This is a genomic window from Serratia sp. 2C06, assembly GCF_050037615.1.
GTDB lineage: Bacteria > Pseudomonadota > Gammaproteobacteria > Enterobacterales > Enterobacteriaceae > Serratia > Serratia ureilytica.
In genome coordinates this window covers 1,899,041-1,920,871 of the sequence record NZ_CP188299.1, presented here as the reverse complement: position 1 = coordinate 1,920,871, position 21,831 = coordinate 1,899,041, and the positions used below count along the sequence as shown (strand labels likewise).

Here is a 21,831-nt window from a genome sequence, read left to right as displayed (position 1 = left end):
CAGATACCCTCACACTACCTCGCCTTGCAGATCCAAGCGCCGCGCCGTCCAGGGCCTTTCCGACAGGCTCAGCGCCATTCCCCCTCGATAGACAAACGTTTTGCTCTCGCCATCCTCAATGAACGCCGTCTCGTTTTCCATCGCCCGATAGCCGGCGCCGGTATAGTACTTTTCGCTTACCGCAAACAGTATGGAATACGCGATCCCTTTACTGCGCAAATAGTCATGCGCCTTCACCAGCATGTTTGCGGCCACGCCGCGGCGCCGATGCGTGTGTGCCACGGCCACCAGCCCGATGATGCCGATCACCTCGGCCTCACCGTCAATCAACACCGGCCGCTCATGCACCGCCAGTTGGCCAACGATCGCCTCGCCTTCCGTGGCGGTCACCAGGCAAGCCGGCACCTGCCGCCGATAAAATCCGTCGGTTATCTCGGGGAAAGCGTCGGACAACAGCGAGCGAATCGACCGCAATTCCGCTTCCGTCACCGCCTCGAATGCACGCGATACAATTTTCACCGTAACTCCCGTCCCGTTCGAAGGCCTGCGGCCAATAAAAAACTCAGGCGATATTCAGATATTTGTGGGTCTGCATCGACAGCCGCCAATTGCGCGCAATGCAGGTTTCGATGCACAGGCGGGTCGCCTCTTCTTTCTGGCTGATCGGCTGCAGCGCGATAATGCGCGCCTTATCGTCCTGCAGCGTCGCCAGCAGCGCATCCAGCGCCTCGATATCGCGCTCGCGCGCCACCGGATGCTTCACCTCGTCGGCGCGCCGCAGCGCCTGATCCAGCACCTTCATGCCGCCGCGCATATTCACCTTGGGCGAAACCGTCACCCAGGTGTTGGCGGAGCAGCGAATTTCGTGGGTGCCGCTGGTTTCAATCTGGCAACGGTAGCCGTGCTGCTCGAACAGCTCGGTCAACGGCGCCAGATCGTAGATGCAGGGTTCACCGCCGGTGATCACCACATGGCGCGCGGTGTAACCTTGTTGGCGCATCACCGCCAACAGCTGCTCGGCGCCGGCATTGCCCCAAGCGTCGCTCTCTTCTGTTTTGACCAGGATCCGTTGCAGGTCGACTTCCCGATGGGCTTCCTTTTCCCAGGTATGTTTGGTGTCGCACCAGCTGCACCCTACCGGGCAGCCCTGCAGGCGGATGAAAATGGCCGGAACGCCGGTGAAAAAGCCTTCGCCCTGCAAGGTTTGGAACATCTCGTTGATCGGGTACTGCATCGGTTTCTCAATCTGGAAAAGTAAAAAGCGATTATCGCAGATTCCGGCCCGGCGACCAAACGGCCAAAATTGTATTAAATTTTATCCTCCGCGCCGCCGTCAGCATATCTCACCGCCAAGGGCGTTCATTTAATTTGTTAACCGGTCTTTGGCCTTTCATCGGCGGTGCAACCTGCTCCACAGAAAACAACACACAGTTAACAAATAAGATAATTATATTTGACATAAAGCGCCGACGCGCAGATGTATATACAAGCAAACACAAGCCGAGCGCCAGTTTCGGCCACGTTCCATCCATCACGACTACATCTGCGTTTAGAGGGTGCCATGACTCATTCCACCAGCGAGTTAAACATTCAACAGGCCATCGACGACAGCAAGTTTTCGCTGTTTCACTGGACACTGATCATTCTCGGATTTCTGATCCTCGCCATCGACGGTTTCGATACCGCCGCCATGGGCTATATCGCCCCCTCGGTCGCCAAAGACTGGGGCATCGTGAAGCAGGATCTGGGGCCGGTGCTGAGCGCTGCGCTGCTGGGGCTGTCGCTCGGCGCGCTGATCGCCGGGCCGATCTCCGACCGCATCGGCCGCAAGCGCGTGCTGGTGTTTTCCTGCCTGTTCTTCGGCCTGTCGAGCCTGGCCACCGCCTACGCCGGTTCGCTCAACAGCCTTACGCTGTGGCGGTTCCTCACCGGTCTCGGGCTGGGGGCGGCGATGCCCAACGCCATTACCTTGATCTCCGAATACGCGCCGCAGCGCTGCCGTTCGCTGGCGATCAACACCATGTACTGCGGTTTTCCGCTGGGCGCGGCCGGCGGCGGCGCCATTTCATCGTGGCTGATCCCGAACTACGGCTGGCACAGCGTGCTGCTGCTCGGCGCCATCGCGCCGCTGGTATTGACTGTCCTGCTGATCCTGCTGCTGCCGGAGTCGGTTAAATATATGGTTAACCGCGGCCAGGATGCGGCGAAGATCAAGCGCATCGCGCAGCGCTTCGTCAGCCGGAGCCTCGACGGCGTGACGCGTTTTTATCTGTACGAAGAGAAGCTGGCGCAGACCAAGACCAGCGTCGGCCTGCTGTTCAGCCGCCCTTACCTGCTCGGCACGCTGATGCTGTGGCTGACCTACTTTATGGGGCTGGTGATCTACTACGTGTTGCTGAGCTGGATGCCAATCCTGATGCAGGGATTGGGCTATCAGTTGGAGCAATCGGCGATGCTCACCTCGCTGTTCACCTTCGGCGGCACGCTGGGCATCCTGGTGGCCGGCTGGTTGATGGACCGCTGGAATGCGCACAAAGTAGTCTCGAGCGGCTTTGTCGTCACCGCCCTGCTGATCGTGGCGATGGCCACCGAGGATAAACAGATCGTACTGCTGGGCGCCTTCATCTTCCTGATGGGCGTCACCATGAACGGCGCGCAGTCCGGGCTGCAAACGCTGGCGGCGACCTTCTACCCGACCCACAGCCGCGCCACCGGCATCGCCTGGATGCAGGGCATCGGCCGCTTCGGCGGCGTCGCCGGCACCATGATGGGTGCCCAACTGCTGGCTATGCAGTGGGAAGTGCAGAGCATCCTGATGTTCCTGTGCGTGCCGGCGCTGATCGCCGCCATCGCCACGGTGTGCAAGATGAGCCGCAAACCGACGCTGCAGCCGGCCGCCTGACCTTTGCAAGCCCGCCCACGGCGGGCTTTCTTCCTGCGGTGATAGGGCTTTTTTATCCTCCGCCGTCAACTGTAATCAGACTGTAAAAATATTGTGACTAGCCGCCCAAAAATGAGTCAACTTTAATTCATTTTTGCCGAACAGCTCACTTTTCTCCGGCTTTCCGTACCTGAGACCGGCGATAAAAAATCGCATATCAACCTGATATAAAAAGAAAATAACTTTTTCTTATGCCACTTTTCAGCGGCAACTGGTCAGTGTTGCATATGCTTGTACATACAAGTATATGTTAATAAGCCCTACGCATTGTTATGCCGTGGTACTCATCCCCACCGCGGCATGGAATCTGCACCGATACTGTTTGAGGAAACTGCTGTGACTACAAATAACAAAGTTCGCAATGTCGATGTACGCGCGCCACGCGGCACACAATTAAACGCAAAAAGCTGGCTGACCGAAGCGCCGTTACGCATGCTGATGAACAACCTCGATCCTGAAGTTGCGGAGAACCCACACGAGCTGGTGGTGTACGGCGGCATCGGCCGCGCCGCGCGCGACTGGGATTGCTACGACAAGATCGTCGAAACCCTGAAAACGCTGGAAGAAGACGAAACCCTGCTGGTGCAGTCCGGCAAACCGGTCGGCGTCTTCAAAACCCACAGCAACGCGCCGCGCGTGCTGATCGCCAACTCCAACCTGGTGCCGCACTGGGCAACCTGGGAACACTTCAACGAGCTGGACGCCAAAGGCCTGGCGATGTACGGCCAGATGACCGCCGGCAGCTGGATCTACATCGGCAGCCAGGGCATCGTTCAGGGCACCTATGAAACCTTCGTCGAAGCGGGCCGCCAGCACTACGACGGCAGCCTGCAGGGGCGCTGGGTGCTGACCGCCGGTCTGGGCGGCATGGGCGGCGCGCAGCCGCTGGCCGCGACGCTGGCGGGCGCCTGCTCGCTGAACATCGAATGTCAGCAGAGCCGCATCGATTTCCGTCTGAAAACCCGCTACGTCGATGAGCAGGCCAAAGATCTGGACGACGCGCTGGCCCGCATCAAGAAATACACCTCAGAAGGCAAAGCCATCTCCATCGCTCTGTGCGGCAACGCGGCGGAAATCCTGCCTGAGCTGGTGCGCCGCGGCGTGCGCCCGGACATGGTCACCGACCAGACCAGCGCCCACGATCCGCTGAACGGCTACCTGCCGAAGGGCTGGAGCTGGGAAGAGTATCGCCAGCGCGCTCAAACCGAGCCGGCCAAAGTGGTCGCCGCCGCCAAGCAATCGATGGCCGATCACGTCAAAGCCATGCTGGCGTTCCAGCAGATGGGCGTGCCGACCTTCGACTACGGCAACAACATTCGCCAGATGGCGAAAGAAACCGGCGTCGACAACGCCTTCGACTTCCCGGGCTTCGTGCCGGCCTACATCCGTCCGCTGTTCTGCCGCGGCATCGGGCCGTTCCGCTGGGCGGCGCTGTCCGGCGATCCGCAGGACATCTACAAAACCGACGCCATGGTGAAAGAGCTGATCCCGGATGACGAGCACCTGCACCGCTGGCTGGACATGGCGCGCGAGCGCATCAGCTTCCAGGGCCTGCCGGCGCGCATCTGCTGGGTTGGCCTCGGCCAGCGCGCCAAGCTGGGCCTGGCGTTCAACGAGATGGTGCGCCGCGGCGAACTGTCCGCCCCGATCGTCATCGGCCGCGACCATCTGGATTCCGGCTCCGTTTCCAGCCCGAACCGTGAAACCGAAGCGATGAAAGACGGCTCAGATGCCGTTTCCGACTGGCCGCTGCTGAACGCGCTGCTGAATACCGCCAGCGGCGCCACCTGGGTTTCCCTGCACCACGGCGGCGGCGTCGGCATGGGCTTCTCCCAACACTCCGGCATGGTGATCGTCTGCGACGGCACCGACGAAGCCGCCGAGCGCATCGCCCGCGTCCTGCACAATGACCCGGCTACCGGGGTCATGCGTCACGCCGACGCCGGTTACGATATCGCTATCGACTGCGCCCGTGAGCAAGGCCTGAACCTGCCGATGGTTGCCGCGCCCCAAGGAGAAAAAGCATGAAAGCGCTGACTATTCGCCCAGGCAAACTGACGCTGGCCCAGCTACGTGACGTGTATCAACACCCGGTGACGCTGACGCTGGACGACAACGCCTACGGCCCTATCCAGCAGAGCGTGGCCTGCGTGGAACGCATCGTTGAAGAAAACCGCACCACTTACGGCATCAACACCGGGTTTGGCCTGCTGGCTTCGACCCGCATCGCCCGCGACGATTTGGAAAACCTGCAGCGTTCGATCGTGCTGTCACACGCCGCCGGCGTGGGCGAGCCTACCGACGACAATCTGGTGCGCCTGATCATGGTGCTGAAAATCAACAGCCTGTCGCGCGGCTTCTCCGGCATTCGTCTGGAAGTCATCCAGGCGCTGATCGCGCTGGTCAACGCCGAAGTTTATCCGCATATCCCGCTGAAGGGCTCGGTCGGCGCCTCCGGCGACCTGGCGCCGCTGGCGCACATGAGCCTGGTGCTGCTGGGCGAAGGCCAGGCGCGTCATCAGGGCCAATGGCTGCCGGCGACCGAAGCGCTGGCCAAGGCCGGTCTGAAACCGCTGACGCTGGCGGCGAAAGAGGGCCTGGCGCTGCTGAACGGCACCCAGGTCTCCGCCGCCTTCGCGCTGCGCGGCCTGTTCGACGCGGAAGACCTGTTCGCCGCCGCGACCGTGGCGGGCAGCCTGACGGTGGAAGCGGCGCTGGGCTCCCGCAGCCCGTTCGATGCGCGTATCCATGAGGTGCGCGGCCAGCGCGGCCAGATCGACGCCGCCCTCGCCTACCGCCACCTGCTCGGTGCGCGCAGCGAAGTCTCCGACTCGCACCGCAACTGCGAAAAAGTGCAGGATCCTTACTCCCTGCGCTGTCAGCCGCAGGTGATGGGCGCCTGCCTGACGCAGATCCGCCAGGCCGCCGAGGTGCTGGAGATAGAAGCCAACGCCGTCTCCGATAACCCGCTGGTGTTCGCCGAGCAGGGTGACGTGCTGTCCGGCGGCAACTTCCATGCCGAACCGGTAGCGATGGCCGCCGATAACCTGGCGCTGGCGTTTGCCGAAATCGGTTCGCTGTCCGAACGCCGCATCTCGCTGATGATGGACAAACACATGTCGCAACTGCCGCCGTTCCTGGTGGAAAACGGCGGCGTGAACTCCGGCTTCATGATCGCTCAGGTCACCGCCGCGGCGCTGGCCAGCGAAAACAAAGCGCTGGCGCATCCGTCGAGCGTCGACAGCATCCCGACCTCCGCCAACCAGGAAGACCACGTCTCCATGGCGCCGGCCGCCGGTCGCCGCCTGTGGAGCATGGCGGACAACGTGCGCGGCATTCTGGCGGTCGAATGGCTGGCCGCCTGCCAGGGCCTGGATTTCCGCAACGGCCTGAAGACCTCGGAAGGTCTGGAGCAGGCGCGCCGTCTGCTGCGCGAGCATGTCAGTTTCTACGACAAGGATCGTTTCTTCGCCCCCGACATTGAAGCCGCCAGCCAACTCTTGGCGGCCGGTCACCTGACATCGCTGCTGCCTGCGGCGCTGCTGCCTAGCCAGGCATAATCATCACACACTGAATCACGCAGTTTGTTCTGCCCCGCCGGGTGCGTTCCACCCGGTGCGGGCAGCGCGTGCCTGTTCGGCAAACACTTAACGGGAAACAACATGCGTAACGAAACGACACAACTCAGACGCGGACTAAACGCGCGGCATATCCGTTTCATGGCTCTCGGCTCGGCGATCGGCACCGGCCTGTTCTACGGCTCCGCCGGTGCCATCCAACTGGCCGGCCCGGCGGTGCTGCTGGCCTATCTGGTGGGCGGCGCGGCGGTATTCATGGTGATGCGCGCGCTGGGTGAAATGGCGGTGCATCAGCCGGTTTCCGGCTCGTTCGGCCACTACGCCAGCCACTATCTCGGCCCGCTGGCCGGGTTCCTCACCGGCTGGACCTACACCTTTGAAATGGTGATCGTCGCCCTGGCGGACGTCACCGCCTTCGGCATCTATATGGGGCTGTGGTTCCCGGACGTCGCTCAGTGGGTTTGGGTGCTCAGCATCATCCTGTTTATCGGCGCGCTCAACCTGTGCAGCGTCAAGGTCTTCGGCGAGCTGGAGTTCTGGCTGTCGCTGGTCAAGGTCGCCGCCATCGTGGCGATGATCGTCGGCGGTGCGGCGGTGATGCTGTTCGGTTTCGGGCAAGCCCAGCACGCCACCGGCATCAGCAACCTGTGGCAGCACGGCGGCTTTATGCCTAACGGCATCGGCGGCGTGGTCGCGTCATTGGCGGTGGTGATGTTCGCCTTCGGCGGCATCGAGATCATCGGTATTACCGCCAGCGAGGCGAAAGACCCTGCCAAAGTGCTGCCGAAGGCGATCAACGCCGTGCCGGTGCGCATCCTGCTGTTTTACGTGCTGACGCTGACGGTGCTGATGGCTATCTATCCGTGGAACAGCATCGGCCAGAACGGCAGCCCGTTCGTTGAGATCTTCAGCAACCTCGGCATCAGCTCCGCCGCCAACGTGCTGAACGTGGTAGTGATCACCGCCGCCATTTCGGCCATCAACAGCGATATCTTCGGCGCCGGCCGCATGATGTACGGCATGGCGCAGGACGGCCAGGCGCCGCGCAGCTTCACCAAACTGACCGCCAGCGGCGTGCCATGGATGACGGTGCTGGTGATGTCAGTCGCCCTGCTGTTGGCGGTGGTGCTCAACTACCTGATCCCGGAGAAGGTCTTCATGATCATCGCTTCGATCGCCACCTTCGCCACCGTCTGGGTGTGGCTGATGATCCTGCTGTCGCAGATCGTCATGCGCCGCACGCTGTCGCCGGAAGAAACGCGTCAGTTGAGCTTCCCGGTGCCGTGGTGGCCGGTGGCGCCGGCATTGGCGACCGCCTTTATGGCGTTCGTCATCGGCCTGCTCGGCTATTTCGAAGAGAGCCGCATCGCGCTGTACGTCGGGCTGGTGTGGATCGCTTTACTCACCGTGGCTTACTGGCTGTGGGTGCGCAAGAAAGGCGGCGGCTCGCCGGTGACCGCGGCGACGCAACAGATGTAACGCTCGCTTCTGCTAAAACCCGCTGCGGCGGGTTTTTTATTGCGCCTGCGCCAACGCCTGCAGGATATCTGCCTGCAGATCGTCAAACGCCTCCAGCCCGGCGGACAACCGCACCAGCCCCTCGCTGATGTGGTGCCGTTTCCGCTCTTCCAGCGTGTAGGCCGAGTGCGTCATGCTGGCCGGGTGCTGCGCCAGGCTTTCGCAATCGCCCAGGCTGACCGCGCGCAAGATGAGCTGCAGCGCGTTGAGGAAACGAATGCCCGCACGCAGGCCGCCCCGCAGCTCAAACGCCAGCATGCCGCCGGGGCGCGCCATTTGCCGCTGCGCCAACGCATGCTGCGGGAAGTTCGCCAGGCCGGGGTAATATACCCGCTCGACCGCCGGATGCTCCGCCAACATCTCCGCCAGGCGCTGCGCGTTATCGCAATGACGATCCATGCGCAGCGGCAGGGTTTTCATCCCGCGCAGCACCAGCGCGGCATCCTGCGCCGACAGTACCGCCCCGGTCATGTCCTTTAGCCCCTCCAGACGGATCGCTTCGGCCAACGCCTGACGCGTCACCGCTATTCCGGCCAGGAGATCGCCGTGTCCGCCGAGGTACTTGGTCGCCGAGTGCACCACGATATCGGCGCCTAGCGCCAAAGGCCGCTGCAGATAGGGCGTGCAATAGGTGTTGTCCACCAGCAACAGCGCCTGATGCCGATGGGCAATCTCCGCCACGGCGGCGATATCGATCAAACGCATATTGGGATTGGCCGGCGTTTCGCAATACACCAGGCGGGTACGCGGTCCAATGGCCGCCGCCAGCCGCTCCGGCCGGGTCAGATCAACGTGGGTTATCTTGACGCCAAAGCGCGCCAGGCCATGATGAAAGTAGCTGAAGGTGCAGCCATACACGGTTTCGTCGACAATCAGCTCATCGCCCGGTCTGAGCAGCGTCCAGCAACAGGCGGTGATCGCCCCCATGCCGGAAGCGAACGCCACCGCCGCCTCCCCCTCCTCCAGGTTGGCGATGCGTTGCTCGAGCAGGTTTAACGTCGGATTGGCGATGCGCGAGTAAAAGTACCCCGGCTCGGTGCCGGCAAAGCAGGCGCCGCCGTATTCCGCAGTGGGAAAAGCAAACGTAGAGCTCATAAACACCGGCGGAGACAGTGCCCCCTGATACCGCTGCGGATCGTAGCCGTAATGAATAGCCCGGGTGGCAAAGTCGTGGCCAACTGCTGTAGCGGACATAACACAACTCCTTACCTGAGTGGGTAAAGCTTAATTTTTTGATTCATCCGAAAGGGCCGGCGGCAATGCGCTGTCTCGCGTGCGCTGGCCGATGATTTGTAAAGTACGCAGCAGCAGCGTCAACCCCAGCAGGGTATCCGGCTGCTTCAGCAAGGCGTACAGCGCGCGAAAACTGGCCGGCGGAGGATTCAATTGCAGCTCGCTGTGCGCCATCTGCAGCGCCGTTCCGCCTTCCCAACCGATGGTCACCAAACCTTCAAAGACGCCGGCCAGTTTCTCCACCAGCGCGTTGTCGGCGATGTCCACCGCGTCCGACAGCAGCGACAACAGATCGACCACGTTATCCAAACGGCCGCCCGCCAGCAGCGGCTGCAGTTTCTCGAGCAACGCCGCCAATGATTGCAGGTCCGCCGCGTGCACCGTGCTTTCCGTCATATCAGCCCCCTTACCGTGGCCCAGTAAAGGCCGCGGTTGAACCCGTTGCGCAGCATGCCGCCCGCCTTGGTGGCGGGCGTCGGCAGCACGTCGTGACGGTAGTCGTACACCAGCGGCATGCCGGCATTCAGCCCCATTTGCGCGACCGCCTGCACCTTGCCGTCATAATGGCTCACGGTTTGGCCCAGCCGCATTTCCGCCACGATGTTGTCGGCAATGACCGGCGCCTGATTATGGCAAGAGCCGCCGGCCTTGCTGACCGGCAAATCCACGGTATCGCCTATGACATACACCCCCTGCTGGCCGTAGACCTGCAGCGTTTGATGATCGGTCGGCAGCCAGCCTTCGCCGTTTTGGCTCTCGCTCAACCCGGTATTGCGCACCGCCTCCACTGCACGGATGGGCGGCGTCGCCATCAGAATGTCGAACGGCTGTTCTTCCCCCTCGGCGGAATAGGCGATGTTGCGCTGAACGTCCACCCGGCTGAGGGTAAACCCACGCTGGTGGCGAATGTCGCGCGCGGCAAAAATGGCGGGCAGCGCTTCGCCGGTCGGGCGCTGTAAAAACAGACAGTTGCGCAGCAGTTGAGAAATGGTTGGGTAGGTATAAACGATCTCCACCGCCTTGCGCACGCCGCGCCGCCGCAGGTAGTCGTCCAGCATCAGGGTGGTTTCAATCGGCGCGATGCCGCACTGATGGGGCACATTAGGCGTTTCAGGGAAGGACACGGTGATGAAAATGCGGCCTTTCTCGATCGTCGCCAGCTTATGCGCCAACCGTCGCGCGGCCTGATACTGGTAGAAATGATCGCCCGCCTGCGCCAACCCTTCGATTCGCTCTGGCCAGGGCACGCAGCCGGTGGCGAAAACCAGGAAGTCATACGGATAATGCTTGCCGCTTTGCGTAATGATATACCGCTGTTTTAAATCAAAAGATTCCGCTTTATCGACGACAAACTGTATTTCCGGCCGCAATAAACTCCGCTGTGAACGCGTGAGCTCCTGCTTGAAAAAATTATTGAATGCAACATACATAAACGCCGGCTTGTAATAATGCAGCGGCGAATCCGAAATCATTAATAACTCAACTTTATTATTGAGAATTTCCCAGTGCAATTTCACGGCCAGCAGATTGGCTAGCATGGTGCCGCCGGTTCCACCGCCGACAATGACGACTCGCTGTCGCATCTGGCCCTCCCCCAGCCGAAACCCGGCAGTATGAAAGAACGCATTACGATGATGGCGATATTTAACGGCAAGAAAAAAATAACGCCGCCTTATTGGCAGTCTAGTAACGAATAATTATAAAGCAAATAAAAACGGAATATAAAAACCGGCAAGAAAACTGCACAATAAATTTATTAGGGTAAACGCAGCGATTGTTAATAAATAAAACAGGATTAACATCGGGACGTCAGCCATAAAAAAACCCGCCGCGGCGGGTTTTTATTTAGCAACCGAATCGGTCGAACTTACTGGCCTTTAACTTCTTTCAGGCCGTTGAACGGCGCACGGTCACCCAGCGCTTCTTCGATGCGGATCAGTTGGTTGTACTTGGCAACGCGGTCAGAACGGCTCATGGAACCGGTTTTGATCTGGCCAGCTGCAGTCCCTACCGCCAGGTCGGCGATGGTTGCGTCTTCGGTTTCACCGGAACGGTGAGAGATCACCGCAGTGTAGCCCGCGTCTTTCGCCATCTTGATAGCCGCCAGCGTTTCGGTCAGAGAACCGATCTGGTTGAACTTGATCAGGATGGAGTTAGCGATGCCTTTCTCGATGCCTTCTTTCAGGATCTTGGTGTTGGTCACGAACAGATCGTCGCCCACCAGCTGGATTTTGTCGCCCAGCACTTTGGTCTGGTAAGCGAAGCCCGCCCAGTCGGATTCATCCAGGCCGTCTTCGATAGACACGATTGGGTACTGTTTGGTCAGCTCTTCCAGGAAGTGAGTGAACTCTTCGGAAGTGAAGGCTTTGTTGCCTTCGCCGGCCAGCACGTATTTACCGTCTTTGTAGAATTCGGAAGCCGCGCAGTCCATCGCCAGAGTGACGTCTTTGCCCAGCTCGTAGCCCGCCGCTTTTACCGCTTCAGCGATAACCGCCAGCGCTTCGGCGTTGGAACCCAGGTTTGGCGCGTAGCCGCCTTCGTCGCCCACGGCGGTGTTCATGCCTTTGGCTTTCAGAACTTTCGCCAGGTGGTGGAACACTTCGGAACCGATGCGCACCGCTTCTTTCAGGGTCTTCGCGCCAACCGGCTGAATCATGAATTCCTGAATGTCGACGTTGTTGTCAGCGTGCTCGCCGCCGTTGATGATGTTCATCATCGGCAGTGGCATGGAGAATTTGCCTGGGGTGCCGTTCAGTTCAGCGATGTGCTCGTACAGCGGCATGCCTTTAGAGGCTGCGGCCGCTTTCGCTGCTGCCAGGGAAACCGCCAGAATGGCGTTGGCGCCGAAGTTGGATTTGTTTTCGGTGCCGTCCAGCTCGATCATGATCTTGTCGATGTTCGCCTGGTCTTTGGCATCTTTACCCAGTACTGCCTGAGCAATCGGACCGTTTACTGCAGCAACGGCTTTCAGTACGCCTTTACCCAGGAAACGAGACTTGTCACCGTCACGCAGTTCCAGCGCTTCGCGGGAACCGGTAGAAGCACCTGACGGCGCAGCAGCCAGGCCGACGAAACCGCCTTCCAGATGAACTTCGGCTTCAACAGTCGGGTTACCGCGGGAGTCGATGATTTCACGACCGATGACTTTAACGATTTTGGACATTAGGTTTTCCTCAGTACAAGTTAAACTAAAACTCCAGACAAACAGCGCGCGGTTCTCACCGCGCGCCGCCTACCAAATATTTTATTTCACCTGGCGCTTCTGATGCTCGCCTGCGGCTTTCACGAAGCCGGCGAACAGCGGATGCCCATCACGCGGCGTCGATGTAAATTCCGGGTGGAATTGACAGGCCACAAACCACGGGTGATTCGGCAGTTCAATGATCTCGACCAGCTTGTTGTCGGCGGAACGACCGGCGACAAGCAGCCCTGCGGCTTCGATCTGCTTCAACAGCATGTTGTTAACTTCGTAACGGTGACGATGACGCTCGACAATGGTCGGTTCGCCGTACAGCTGACGCACCAGGCTGTTGTCGCTCAGGTTGCACTGTTGGCCACCTACGCGCATCGTGCCGCCCAAATCGCTTTCTTCGCTGCGCACTTCGACGTTGCCGTCTTCATCGCGCCATTCGGTGATCAACGCCACCACCGGGTACTTACAGTCTGGCATAAACTCGGTGGAGTTGGCGTTCTCCATCCCCGCCACGTTGCGAGCGAACTCCATCAACGCCACCTGCATGCCCAGGCAAATGCCCAGGTAAGGAATGTTGTTCTCGCGCGCATAGCGTGCGGTCATCACTTTGCCTTCCACGCCGCGGTAGCCGAAGCCGCCCGGGATCAGGATCGCGTCCAGCCCTTTCAGCACTTCCACGCCGCGGGTTTCCACGTCCTGCGAGTCGATCAGCTTGATGTTCACGGTCAGACGGTTTTTCAGCCCGCCGTGCTTCAGCGCTTCGATCACCGACTTGTAGGCGTCCGGCAACTCAACGTATTTGCCGACCATACCGATGGTCACTTCGCCGCCCGGATTGGCTTCTTCGTAGATCACCTGTTCCCATTCGGCCAGGTTGGCTTCCGGCGCGTTCAGGCTGAATCGTTTACAAATATAATCGTCCAGCCCCTGAGATTTCAATAGGCCTGGGATTTTATAAATAGAATCAACGTCTTTCAGAGAGATAACCGCTTTTTCCGGCACGTTGCAGAAAAGCGCGATTTTCGCGCGTTCGTTAGCAGGAACCGCGCGGTCGGAACGGCAAATCAGCACATCAGGCTGAATACCGATGGAAAGCAGCTCTTTTACGGAATGCTGGGTCGGCTTGGTTTTCACTTCGCCCGCCGCCGCCATGTACGGCACCAGCGTCAGGTGCATGTACAGGGTGTGCTCGCGGCCCACTTCCACCGCCATCTGACGGATGGCTTCGAGGAACGGCAGCGATTCGATATCGCCGACGGTGCCGCCGATTTCCACCAGCACCACATCATGGCCTTCGCCGCCTTCGATGATGCGTTCTTTGATCGCGTTGGTGATGTGCGGAATGACCTGCACGGTCGCGCCCAGATAGTCGCCGCGGCGTTCTTTACGCAGCACGTCGGAGTAGATGCGGCCGGTGGTGAAGTTGTTGCGACGCGACATTTTGGTGCGGATGAAGCGCTCGTAGTGACCCAAATCCAGATCGGTTTCTGCGCCGTCTTCGGTGACGAAAACTTCCCCATGCTGAATCGGGCTCATGGTGCCCGGATCCACGTTGATGTACGGGTCCAGTTTCATGATGGTAACGTTGAGGCCACGGGCTTCAAGAATAGCCGCCAGAGAGGCTGCGGCAATGCCTTTACCCAGAGAGGATACGACCCCGCCGGTCACAAAAATATAATTAGTTGTCATGCTGAACCTGAGAGTTTAGGTTTAAAGACGATGGAAGAACCAGGACGGGAAAGTAGTATACCCGAACCTCTCCTGACCTACAAACGATCGTTTTGCTGTCCATCATCTCGGCCGCCCTCCCGTGTTCATCAGGGTTTACTCCGCCGGCGCGCCCAAAACCCTCCAGGAAATACAAAGAGTTAGCGGAGAAAATTTCTTTTTACCGCCCCTCTCGAGCGATAAAACACCTTAGATTTCAGTTTGTTGGCCTTTTGCTGCCGACGGCAGCCCTGCGCCTGTGACCTGACCGTAAGCTTAACCGTTTCAGCTTGAGTGAACCTTGTTTGTGATCAACATTCAACATTGTCGTTGCAGCGATTCAACTTTCCTGGCGTTTCACCTGCTGCCAGGCGTCTTCCATCTGCTCCAGCGTGGCGTCTTCAAGCCGCAGCCCGCGTTGCTTGACGATCGCCTCCACCTCGCGGAAGCGGCGTTCGAACTTGCGGTTGGCCGCCTGCAATGCGTTCTCGGCCTTGTGGCCCAAATGGCGCGAGAGGTTCACCGTGGCGAACAGCAGATCGCCGATCTCCTCTTCCAGTTTACGCTCATCGACCACCGCCTGGCGGGCTTCGTGCATCACTTCGTCGATCTCTTCATACACTTTGTCCAGCACCGGCCCCAGCGTGTTCCAGTCGAAGCCGACCGAGGCGCAGCGTTTTTGGATCTTGTGCGCCTTCATCAACGCCGGCAACGCCTGCGGAATGTCGTCCAGCACTGAGTGCAGCGCTTTTTCGGCGCGCTCGCCGGCCTTGAGCTGCTCCCAGCGCGCCGCCACGGCTTCGCTGTCTCCGCCCTCGGCGTCGCCGAAGATGTGCGGATGACGGCGCTCCAGCTTGTCGCTGATGGCGGTACACACCTCATCAAAATCGAACAGCCCCTGTTCCTGCCCCATCTGGGCGTAGAACACCACCTGGAACAGCAAGTCGCCCAGTTCGTCGCGCAGATCGGCGTAGTCCTGCCGTTCGATGGCGTCCAGCACTTCGTAAGTCTCTTCCAGCGTGTAGGGCGCGATGGTGGCGAAGGTTTGCTTACGGTCCCATGAGCAACCGTTCTGCGGGTCGCGCAGCGTTTTCATGATGTTCAGCAGGCGCTGCAGCGAAGTGGATTGAGTCATAAAAAATCTCTGAGAAAATGGGGGCGCACGGACATGTCCGCCGGAACTGATGGAGTTCGGGCCGCATCAACCTCGGATGCGGCCCGAAAGGCGCAGGAGTTAGTTGCCGTGCAGACGCTTGGCGTCTATCACGTCCGGGAGCTGGTTCAGCTTCGCCAGCACCCGGCCCAGCACCTGCTGGTTATAAATTTCAATGTCCATATCGATGGTGGCCAACTGCTTCTTGGTATCGCTGCGGCTGGCGACGCCCAGCACGTTGACCTTTTCGTTGGCCAGAATGGTGGTGATATCGCGCAGCAGCCCGCTGCGATCGTTGGCCATCACGCGCACCACCAGCGAATAACCGCTGGAGTAGCTTTCTCCCCACACCGCATCGACGATGCGCTCCGGCGCATGCGATTGCAAATCGGCCAGCTGATCGCAGTCCGCACGGTGGATCGAGATGCCGCGCCCCTGGGTGATAAAGCCGACGATGTCGTCGCCCGGGATCGGCTGGCAGCAGCGGGCGATGTGGTGCATCAGGTTGCCCACGCCCTCCACCACCACGCGGCCGTTATCCTTGTTGCGGGCCGGCGGCGGCGCTTTCTGCTGCACCAGCTGGCGCAGCGCCTCGCGATCCTGCTCTTCGGCGCTCGGCTTGTTGAACTTGCCCTGCAGGTAATTCACCATCTGGTTCAGGCGAATGTCCCCGCCGCCGATCGCCGCCAGCACCTCGTCCAGCGAGTTCATGTTGTAGCGCGGGATCAGCAGCTTCTCGGCCTCTTTCAGGCTGATGCCGAGGTGTTCCAGCTCGTTGTCCAGCATCTGGCGGCCGGCAAGAATGTTCTTGTCGCGATCCTGCTTGCGGAACCAGTTGTGGATCTTCGAGCGCCCGCGGCTGGTGGTCACGTAGCCCAGGTTCGGGTTCAGCCAGTCGCGGCTCGGGTTCGGCTGTTTCTGGGTGATGATCTCAATCTGATCGCCCATCTTCAGCTGATAGGTAAACGGCACGATGCGGCCGCCGATCTTGGCGCCGATGCAGCGGTGACCAACGTCGCTGTGAATGTGGTAGGCGAAATCGAGCGGCGTGGAGCCGGCCGGCAGATCGACCACGTCGCCTTTCGGGGTAAATACATAGACCCGATCGTCGAACACCTGGCTGCGCACTTCGTCGAGCATCTCGCCGGAGTCCGCCATCTCTTCCTGCCAGGCGATCAGCTTACGCAGCCAGGCGATGCGCTCTTCATAGCCGGAGCGCACGGTAACCCCCGCGCCCTCTTTGTACTTCCAGTGTGCGGCCACGCCCAGCTCGGCGTCTTCATGCATTTGCCGGGTGCGGATCTGAATCTCGACGGTTTTGCCGCGCGGCCCCAGCACCACGGTGTGGATCGACTGGTAGCCGTTGGGTTTCGGGTTGGCGACGTAGTCGTCGAACTCGTCCGGCAGGTGGCGGAAGTGGGTATGCACGATGCCCAACGCCGCGTAGCAATCCTGTAGACGCTCCGCCACGATGCGCACCGCGCGCACGTCGAACAGTTCGTCGAACGCCAGGTGCTTTTTCTGCATCTTGCGCCAGATGCTGTAGATGTGTTTCGGCCGGCCGTAAATCTCCACCCGAATGCCTTCTTTGGCCATCTCGGCGCGCAGCCCGGCGACGAAATCGTCGATGAACTGTTCGCGATCGATGCGGCGCTCATGCAGCAGCTTGGCGATGCGCTTGTATTCTTCCGGGTGCAGGTAGCGGAAGCAGAAATCCTCCAGCTCCCACTTCAGCTGGCCGATGCCGAGCCGGTTAGCCAACGGCGCATAGATGTTGGAACACTCTTTCGCCGCCAGCACGCGTTCGTCTTCCGGCGCGTCTTTCACCTCGCGCAGGTGGGCGATGCGCTCCGCCAGCTTGATGACGACGCAGCGGAAATCCTCCACCATCGCCAGCAGCATGCGGCGCACGTTGTCGACCTGTTCGGAGGCCATCGAGTCGTTTTGGGTGGCTTTCAGTTGGCGAATAGCGTCCATGTCCCGCACGCCATGCACCAGGGCGACGATGCCCTTGCCGAACGTTTCCGTCAGGATCTCTTCCTGCACGATGCCGGCATCCACCAGCGGGAACAGCAGCGCGGCGCGCATGCTGTCGTTGTCCATGCTCAGCGTCGAGAGGATTTCCACCATCTCCAGGCCGCGCCACAACAGCAGCGAGGCGTCGGGATGGTTTTGGGTCTGCTGCTCACAATAACGCCAGGTTGCGGCCAATCGCTCACATGACTGCGGGTTGGGTAGCCCCAAGCCGGCGATCCACTCATCGAGAGCGAACTCACCCGCCGTATTCAGATGTGCACTTCTTACCGCAACCATAACTTCTCCCTACTTTGCAGCGACCTCTGGCGCGCGCTCGTTGATAAACAGCGCCATTGATTCAAGATGCCCCGTGTGCGGAAACATATCCAACATCCGCACGCGCGCAAGACGATAACCGGCGTTCAACAGCACTTTGCTGTCGCGAGCCAGCGTGGTGGGGTTACAGGAAACATACACCACCCGCGCCGGCGCCAGTTTTACAATGTGTGACATCACCCCGGCCGCACCGGCGCGGGCGGGATCCAGCATCACCTTATCAAACCCTTGTGCTGCCCAAGGTTGCCGCTCAACGTCGTCCTCCAGATTCTCATGGAAGAACGACGCATTATTCAGCTTATTCTTATGTGCATTATATTGCCCATTCGCTACCAGCGTGGCAACACCTTCGATGCCCACCACCGCAGCGGCGCGGCGCGCCAGCGGCAGGGTGAAATTCCCCATGCCGCAGAACAGGTCCAGCACCCGATCATTGGGTTGAATGTCGAGCCATTCAAGGGCCTGCGCCACCATTTGTTGGTTTACGGCGTCATTGACCTGAATAAAGTCGCGCGGACTGAAGTCTAAGCGTAGCCCGTCAACCTGATAATACGGCGTTTCACCGCACAGTTTTTCCACCCGATCGCTGTCCGGCGCCAGATAAACGGCGACCTTTTCCCGCTCGCCAAACGCCAACAGCGCCTGGCGATCCGCCTCTTTCAGGGCATCGAGATGGCGCAGCACCAGCAGCGGACCATTATCCGCCAGCACCAGCTCCACATGCCCCAGCCGCCGCACCGCCTGCAGCCCGCTCAGGCAGGCGCGCACCGGCGCCAGCAGCTGTTCCAGCTCCGGGCGCAGCACCGGGCAGTGCTCCACCGCCACCAGCTCGCTGGAGGCCGCCTGTCGAAACCCCATCATCAGGCGCTGCAGCTTCGGCTGCCACGCCAGGCTCAGGCGGGCGCGGCGGCGATAGCCGTATTCCGGGCCGGCGATCACCGGTTCCTGTTGCGGGGTTACTCCGGTTTCGCGGGCGATCATGCGCACCAGCGCCGCCGCCTTGCTCTGCTGTTGCAGCGCCTCATCCGCATGTTGCTGCTGGCAGCCGCCGCACACGCCGAAATGCGGGCAGCGCGGCTCCACCCGCTGCGGGCTGCGGCTCAGCAGGCGCTTGAGCTTGCCTTTGGCGAACTGGCGCTTGTCTTCGGTCAGCTGGATTTCCGCCTGCTCGCCCGGCAATACGCCCGGCACGAACACCGCTTTGCCGTCGTGGCGCGCCACGCCCTGGCCGAAAGTATCGAGATCGCTCACCGTCACGGTGAAGATTTGTGAGCTCTGCCGGGTCGTCACGCGGCGTTTGGGAGAGTAGAATTGCGCCATATTTGTCGATTGTGTGCTGGTTCATTAAGCTAGTGTCAGCTGTCAATTCTCCCACATTGGAATCCCATGACCAAATACAGCCTGCGTGCGCGCATGATGATCCTGATTCTGGCCCCGACCTTGCTGATTGGTTTGCTGCTCAGCACCTTCTTTGTGGTGCACCGCTATAACGAGCTGCAGGAGCAATTGGTCGATGCCGGCGCCAGCATCATCGAGCCGCTGGCGGTAGCCAGCGAGTACGGCATGACGTTCCGCAGCCGCGAATCGGTCAGGCAACTGGTCAGCCTGCTGCACCGCCGCCATTCGGACATCGTGCGTTCGATCACCGTGTTCGATGCGCAGAACAACCTGTTCGTCACCTCCAATTATCACCACAACTTCGCTCAGCTGCAGTTGCCGAAAGGCGTGCCGTTGCCCACCGAACTGATGCTCACCCGGCGCGGCGATTCGCTGATCCTGCGCACGCCGATCCTGTCGGAAAATCAGTATCCGGATGAAACCGCCGACGGCGGCAGCCACCCCGACAACAACCTGGGCTATGTGGCGATCGAGCTGGATCTGCAGTCGGTGCGGCTGCAGCAGTATAAAGAGGTGTTCGTCTCCACCCTGCTGCTGCTGCTGTGCATGTGCATCGCCATCCTGTTCGCTTACCGCCTGATGCGCGACGTGACCGGCCCGATCCGCAACATGGTGAACACCGTCGATCGCATCCGCCGCGGCCAGCTCGACAGCCGCGTGGAGGGCTACATGCTCGGCGAGCTGCACATGCTGAAGAACGGCATCAACTCGATGGCGATGTCGCTCACCGCCTATCACGAAGAGATGCAGCAGAACATCGATCAAGCCACGTCTGACCTGCGTGAAACGCTGGAGCAGATGGAGATCCAGAACGTCGAACTGGATCTGGCGAAAAAACGCGCGCAGGAGGCGGCGCGCATCAAGTCCGAATTCCTGGCCAACATGTCACACGAGCTGCGTACCCCGCTCAACGGCGTGATCGGTTTTACCCGCCAGATGCTGAAAACCGATCTGAGCGCGACCCAAACCGACTATTTGCAGACCATCGAGCGCTCGGCCAACAACCTGCTGACCATCATCAATGACGTGCTGGACTTCTCCAAGCTGGAGGCCGGCAAACTGGTGCTGGAGCATATTCCGTTCGCCCTGCGCGAAACGCTGGACGAAGTGGTGGTGCTGCTGGCCCCCAGCGCCCATGACAAAGGGTTGGAGCTGACGCTGGATGTGCACAACGACGTGCCGGAGCAGGTGATCGGCGACTCGCTGCGCCTGCAGCAAATCATCACCAACCTGCTGGGCAACGCCATCAAGTTCACCGAAACCGGCAATATCGATATTCGCGTCGAGCTGCGCAAACAGCTGGAGCGCCGGGTGGAAGTGGAAGTGCAGATCCACGACACCGGCATCGGCATCTCCGAACGCCAGCAGTCGCAGCTGTTCCAGGCGTTCCGCCAGGCGGACGCCAGCATCTCCCGCCGCCACGGCGGCACCGGGCTGGGGTTGGTGATCACGCAAAAGCTGGTGAAGGAAATGGGCGGCGACATCTGCTTCCACAGCCAGCTGAATCGCGGCTCGACCTTCTGGTTCCACATCACGCTGGATCTGAACGAGGGCATGCTGTCGCTGGCGCCGAACCTGCCGGACCTGAACGGCAAAACGCTCGCCTACATCGAGTCCAACCCGACGGCGGCACAGGCGACGCTCAACATGCTCAGCGTCACGCAGCTGGTGATCACCCACTCGCCGACGCTGGGCCAGCTGCCGTCAGGCCATTACGATTTCCTGCTGGCCGGCGTGCCGATCCCGTTCCGCGACAACATGGCGCAGCATCAGGACAAATTGTTGGCCTCGCTGAAGCTGGCCGATCGGGTCATTCTGGCGCTGCCGTGCCAGGCGCAGATCGACGCCGAGCTGCTTAAGCAACAAGGCGCGCTCGGCTGCCTGATCAAGCCTATCACCAGCACGCGTCTGTTCCCGCTGCTGAGAATGGAAACGCCCGATCGGCTCGCCGCCCCGCCTGAGCGTAAACGTCTGCCGCTGACGGTGATGGCGGTCGACGACAACCCGGCCAACCTGAAGCTGATCGGCACGCTGCTGGGCGAACAGGTGGAAAAAACGCTGCTGTGCGAGAGCGGTGAGGAAGCGCTGGCGCTGGCGCGCAACAACGTGCTGGATCTGATCCTGATGGACATTCAAATGCCGAAGATGGACGGCATTCACGCCAGCGAACTGATCCGCCAACTGCCGCACCACAACTCCACGCCGATCGTCGCCGTCACTGCCCATGCCGCCAGCGGCGAACGCGAGCATCTGCTGCAGGCGGGGATGGACGACTACCTGGCCAAGCCGATCGACGAGAAAATGCTGACCCGCGTGCTGTCGCGCTACCACAGCGGCGACGTGGAAAGCGCCGTCGCCGACGATGCCCCGCTGTCGCTCGACTGGCCGCTGGCGCTGCGCCAGGCGGCCAATAAACCGGATCTGGCGCGCGATCTGCTGCAAATGCTGCTCGATTTCCTGCCGCAGGTGCGCGAACGGGTGCAGGCGCTGCTCGAGGGGCAACACGACGACGAGATCCTCGACCTGGTCCATAAGCTGCACGGCAGCTGCAGCTACAGCGGCGTGCCGCGCCTCAAGCAGCTGTGTTTCTACCTCGAGCGGCAGCTGCGCCAGGGCATCACCAACGACGAGCTGGAGCCGGAGTGGCTGGAGCTGTTGGATGAGATTGAACTGGTGATCCACGCGGCGCGTGCGCATCTGGCGCAACCGGCCTGAATCCTCAGGCCATAATGCAAAAAGGCACGCCGTAGCGTGCCTT

Annotated in this window: 15 protein-coding genes; 5 read left to right on the top strand and 10 right to left on the bottom strand. The window is 60.6% G+C overall.

The window, feature by feature from the left end; genetic code table 11:
• Window positions 1-9: 9 nt before the first annotated feature.
• Together ACP3TA_RS09415 and queE are read right to left on the bottom strand one after the other, a co-directional pair.
• Window positions 10-519, bottom strand: a complete 510-nt coding sequence (locus tag ACP3TA_RS09415; protein WP_049866645.1) for a GNAT family N-acetyltransferase — start codon at window positions 517-519, stop codon at window positions 10-12.
• A 43-nt stretch (window positions 520-562) separates the two neighbouring features.
• Window positions 563-1,234: a 7-carboxy-7-deazaguanine synthase QueE gene (gene queE, locus ACP3TA_RS09410; protein WP_033641878.1), complete on the bottom strand. Its 672-nt coding sequence runs from the start codon at window positions 1,232-1,234 to the stop codon at window positions 563-565.
• A gap of 327 nt (window positions 1,235-1,561) precedes the next feature.
• On the opposite strand from queE, the gene ACP3TA_RS09405 reads away from it, so the two are divergent.
• The 4 genes from ACP3TA_RS09405 (at window position 1,562) to ACP3TA_RS09390 (ending at window position 7,998) form a co-directional block, all read left to right on the top strand.
• A complete protein-coding gene (locus tag ACP3TA_RS09405; RefSeq protein ID WP_033641877.1) occupies window positions 1,562-2,902 on the top strand; it encodes an MFS transporter in 1,341 nt (446 codons plus the stop codon).
• A gap of 375 nt (window positions 2,903-3,277) precedes the next feature.
• Window positions 3,278-4,969 carry a urocanate hydratase gene (gene hutU / locus ACP3TA_RS09400; protein WP_122004204.1) on the top strand — a complete coding sequence of 564 codons (1,692 nt, stop codon included), beginning with the start codon at window positions 3,278-3,280 and terminating at the stop codon, window positions 4,967-4,969.
• Entirely contained in the window at window positions 4,966-6,501 is a 1,536-nt protein-coding gene (hutH, locus tag ACP3TA_RS09395; protein ID WP_025301604.1) for a histidine ammonia-lyase, read from the top strand. Before hutU ends, hutH begins: the two co-directional genes overlap by 4 nt.
• Before the next feature lie 102 nt (window positions 6,502-6,603).
• Window positions 6,604-7,998, top strand: coding sequence for an amino acid permease (locus ACP3TA_RS09390; RefSeq protein WP_033652933.1), 1,395 nt, complete (start codon window positions 6,604-6,606; stop codon window positions 7,996-7,998).
• Between the two features lie 36 nt (window positions 7,999-8,034).
• Here the strand turns inward: ACP3TA_RS09390 and ACP3TA_RS09385 are convergent, their stop codons facing one another.
• The 8 genes from ACP3TA_RS09385 to rlmD form a co-directional block, all read right to left on the bottom strand.
• Entirely contained in the window at window positions 8,035-9,231 is a 1,197-nt protein-coding gene (locus tag ACP3TA_RS09385) for a methionine gamma-lyase (RefSeq protein ID WP_193159689.1), read from the bottom strand.
• A 30-nt stretch (window positions 9,232-9,261) separates the two neighbouring features.
• The gene (locus ACP3TA_RS09380; RefSeq protein WP_080280870.1) at window positions 9,262-9,666 is read right to left on the bottom strand and encodes a hypothetical protein; all 405 of its coding nucleotides are present in this window, start codon (window positions 9,664-9,666) and stop codon (window positions 9,262-9,264) included.
• Window positions 9,663-10,853 carry an NAD(P)/FAD-dependent oxidoreductase gene (locus tag ACP3TA_RS09375; RefSeq protein ID WP_160203969.1) on the bottom strand — a complete coding sequence of 397 codons (1,191 nt, stop codon included), beginning with the start codon at window positions 10,851-10,853 and terminating at the stop codon, window positions 9,663-9,665. The genes ACP3TA_RS09380 and ACP3TA_RS09375 overlap by 4 nt, the downstream gene beginning before the upstream one ends.
• 284 nt (window positions 10,854-11,137) lie before the next feature.
• Window positions 11,138-12,433, bottom strand: a complete 1,296-nt coding sequence (gene eno, locus ACP3TA_RS09370; RefSeq protein WP_004932670.1) for a phosphopyruvate hydratase — start codon at window positions 12,431-12,433, stop codon at window positions 11,138-11,140.
• Window positions 12,434-12,514: 81 nt separating this feature from the next.
• Window positions 12,515-14,152, bottom strand: coding sequence for a glutamine hydrolyzing CTP synthase (pyrG, locus tag ACP3TA_RS09365; protein ID WP_122016513.1), 1,638 nt, complete (start codon window positions 14,150-14,152; stop codon window positions 12,515-12,517).
• A 358-nt stretch (window positions 14,153-14,510) separates the two neighbouring features.
• Window positions 14,511-15,305, bottom strand: a complete 795-nt coding sequence (mazG, locus tag ACP3TA_RS09360) for a nucleoside triphosphate pyrophosphohydrolase (protein ID WP_096241897.1) — start codon at window positions 15,303-15,305, stop codon at window positions 14,511-14,513.
• A 99-nt stretch (window positions 15,306-15,404) separates the two neighbouring features.
• Window positions 15,405-17,636, bottom strand: a complete 2,232-nt coding sequence (gene relA / locus ACP3TA_RS09355; RefSeq protein WP_033641872.1) for a GTP diphosphokinase — start codon at window positions 17,634-17,636, stop codon at window positions 15,405-15,407.
• A 9-nt stretch (window positions 17,637-17,645) separates the two neighbouring features.
• Window positions 17,646-18,995 (bottom strand): 23S rRNA (uracil(1939)-C(5))-methyltransferase RlmD, encoded by a 1,350-nt coding sequence (gene rlmD, locus ACP3TA_RS09350; protein WP_046688236.1) that lies wholly within the window; start codon window positions 18,993-18,995, stop codon window positions 17,646-17,648.
• Window positions 18,996-19,061: 66 nt separating this feature from the next.
• Between rlmD and barA the strand changes: the two genes are divergently transcribed.
• Window positions 19,062-21,788, top strand: a complete 2,727-nt coding sequence (gene barA, locus ACP3TA_RS09345; protein WP_033641870.1) for a two-component sensor histidine kinase BarA — start codon at window positions 19,062-19,064, stop codon at window positions 21,786-21,788.
• Window positions 21,789-21,831 lie beyond the last annotated feature (43 nt).

What these genes read in the sequence shown, in the direction of transcription:
- queE (WP_033641878.1), bottom strand. Translation starts at nt 1,234, where the DNA reads ATGCAGTACCCGATCAACGAGATGTTCCAAACCTTGCAGGGCGAAGGC.
- ACP3TA_RS09405 (WP_033641877.1), top strand. Translation starts at nt 1,562, where the DNA reads ATGACTCATTCCACCAGCGAGTTAAACATTCAACAGGCCATCGACGAC.
- hutH (WP_025301604.1), top strand. Translation starts at nt 4,966, where the DNA reads ATGAAAGCGCTGACTATTCGCCCAGGCAAACTGACGCTGGCCCAGCTA.
- ACP3TA_RS09390 (WP_033652933.1), top strand. Translation starts at nt 6,604, where the DNA reads ATGCGTAACGAAACGACACAACTCAGACGCGGACTAAACGCGCGGCAT.
- ACP3TA_RS09385 (WP_193159689.1), bottom strand. Translation starts at nt 9,231, where the DNA reads ATGTCCGCTACAGCAGTTGGCCACGACTTTGCCACCCGGGCTATTCAT.
- ACP3TA_RS09380 (WP_080280870.1), bottom strand. Translation starts at nt 9,666, where the DNA reads ATGACGGAAAGCACGGTGCACGCGGCGGACCTGCAATCATTGGCGGCG.
- ACP3TA_RS09375 (WP_160203969.1), bottom strand. Translation starts at nt 10,853, where the DNA reads ATGCGACAGCGAGTCGTCATTGTCGGCGGTGGAACCGGCGGCACCATG.
- eno (WP_004932670.1), bottom strand. Translation starts at nt 12,433, where the DNA reads ATGTCCAAAATCGTTAAAGTCATCGGTCGTGAAATCATCGACTCCCGC.
- pyrG (WP_122016513.1), bottom strand. Translation starts at nt 14,152, where the DNA reads ATGACAACTAATTATATTTTTGTGACCGGCGGGGTCGTATCCTCTCTG.
- mazG (WP_096241897.1), bottom strand. Translation starts at nt 15,305, where the DNA reads ATGACTCAATCCACTTCGCTGCAGCGCCTGCTGAACATCATGAAAACG.
- relA (WP_033641872.1), bottom strand. Translation starts at nt 17,636, where the DNA reads ATGGTTGCGGTAAGAAGTGCACATCTGAATACGGCGGGTGAGTTCGCT.
- rlmD (WP_046688236.1), bottom strand. Translation starts at nt 18,995, where the DNA reads ATGGCGCAATTCTACTCTCCCAAACGCCGCGTGACGACCCGGCAGAGC.
- barA (WP_033641870.1), top strand. Translation starts at nt 19,062, where the DNA reads ATGACCAAATACAGCCTGCGTGCGCGCATGATGATCCTGATTCTGGCC.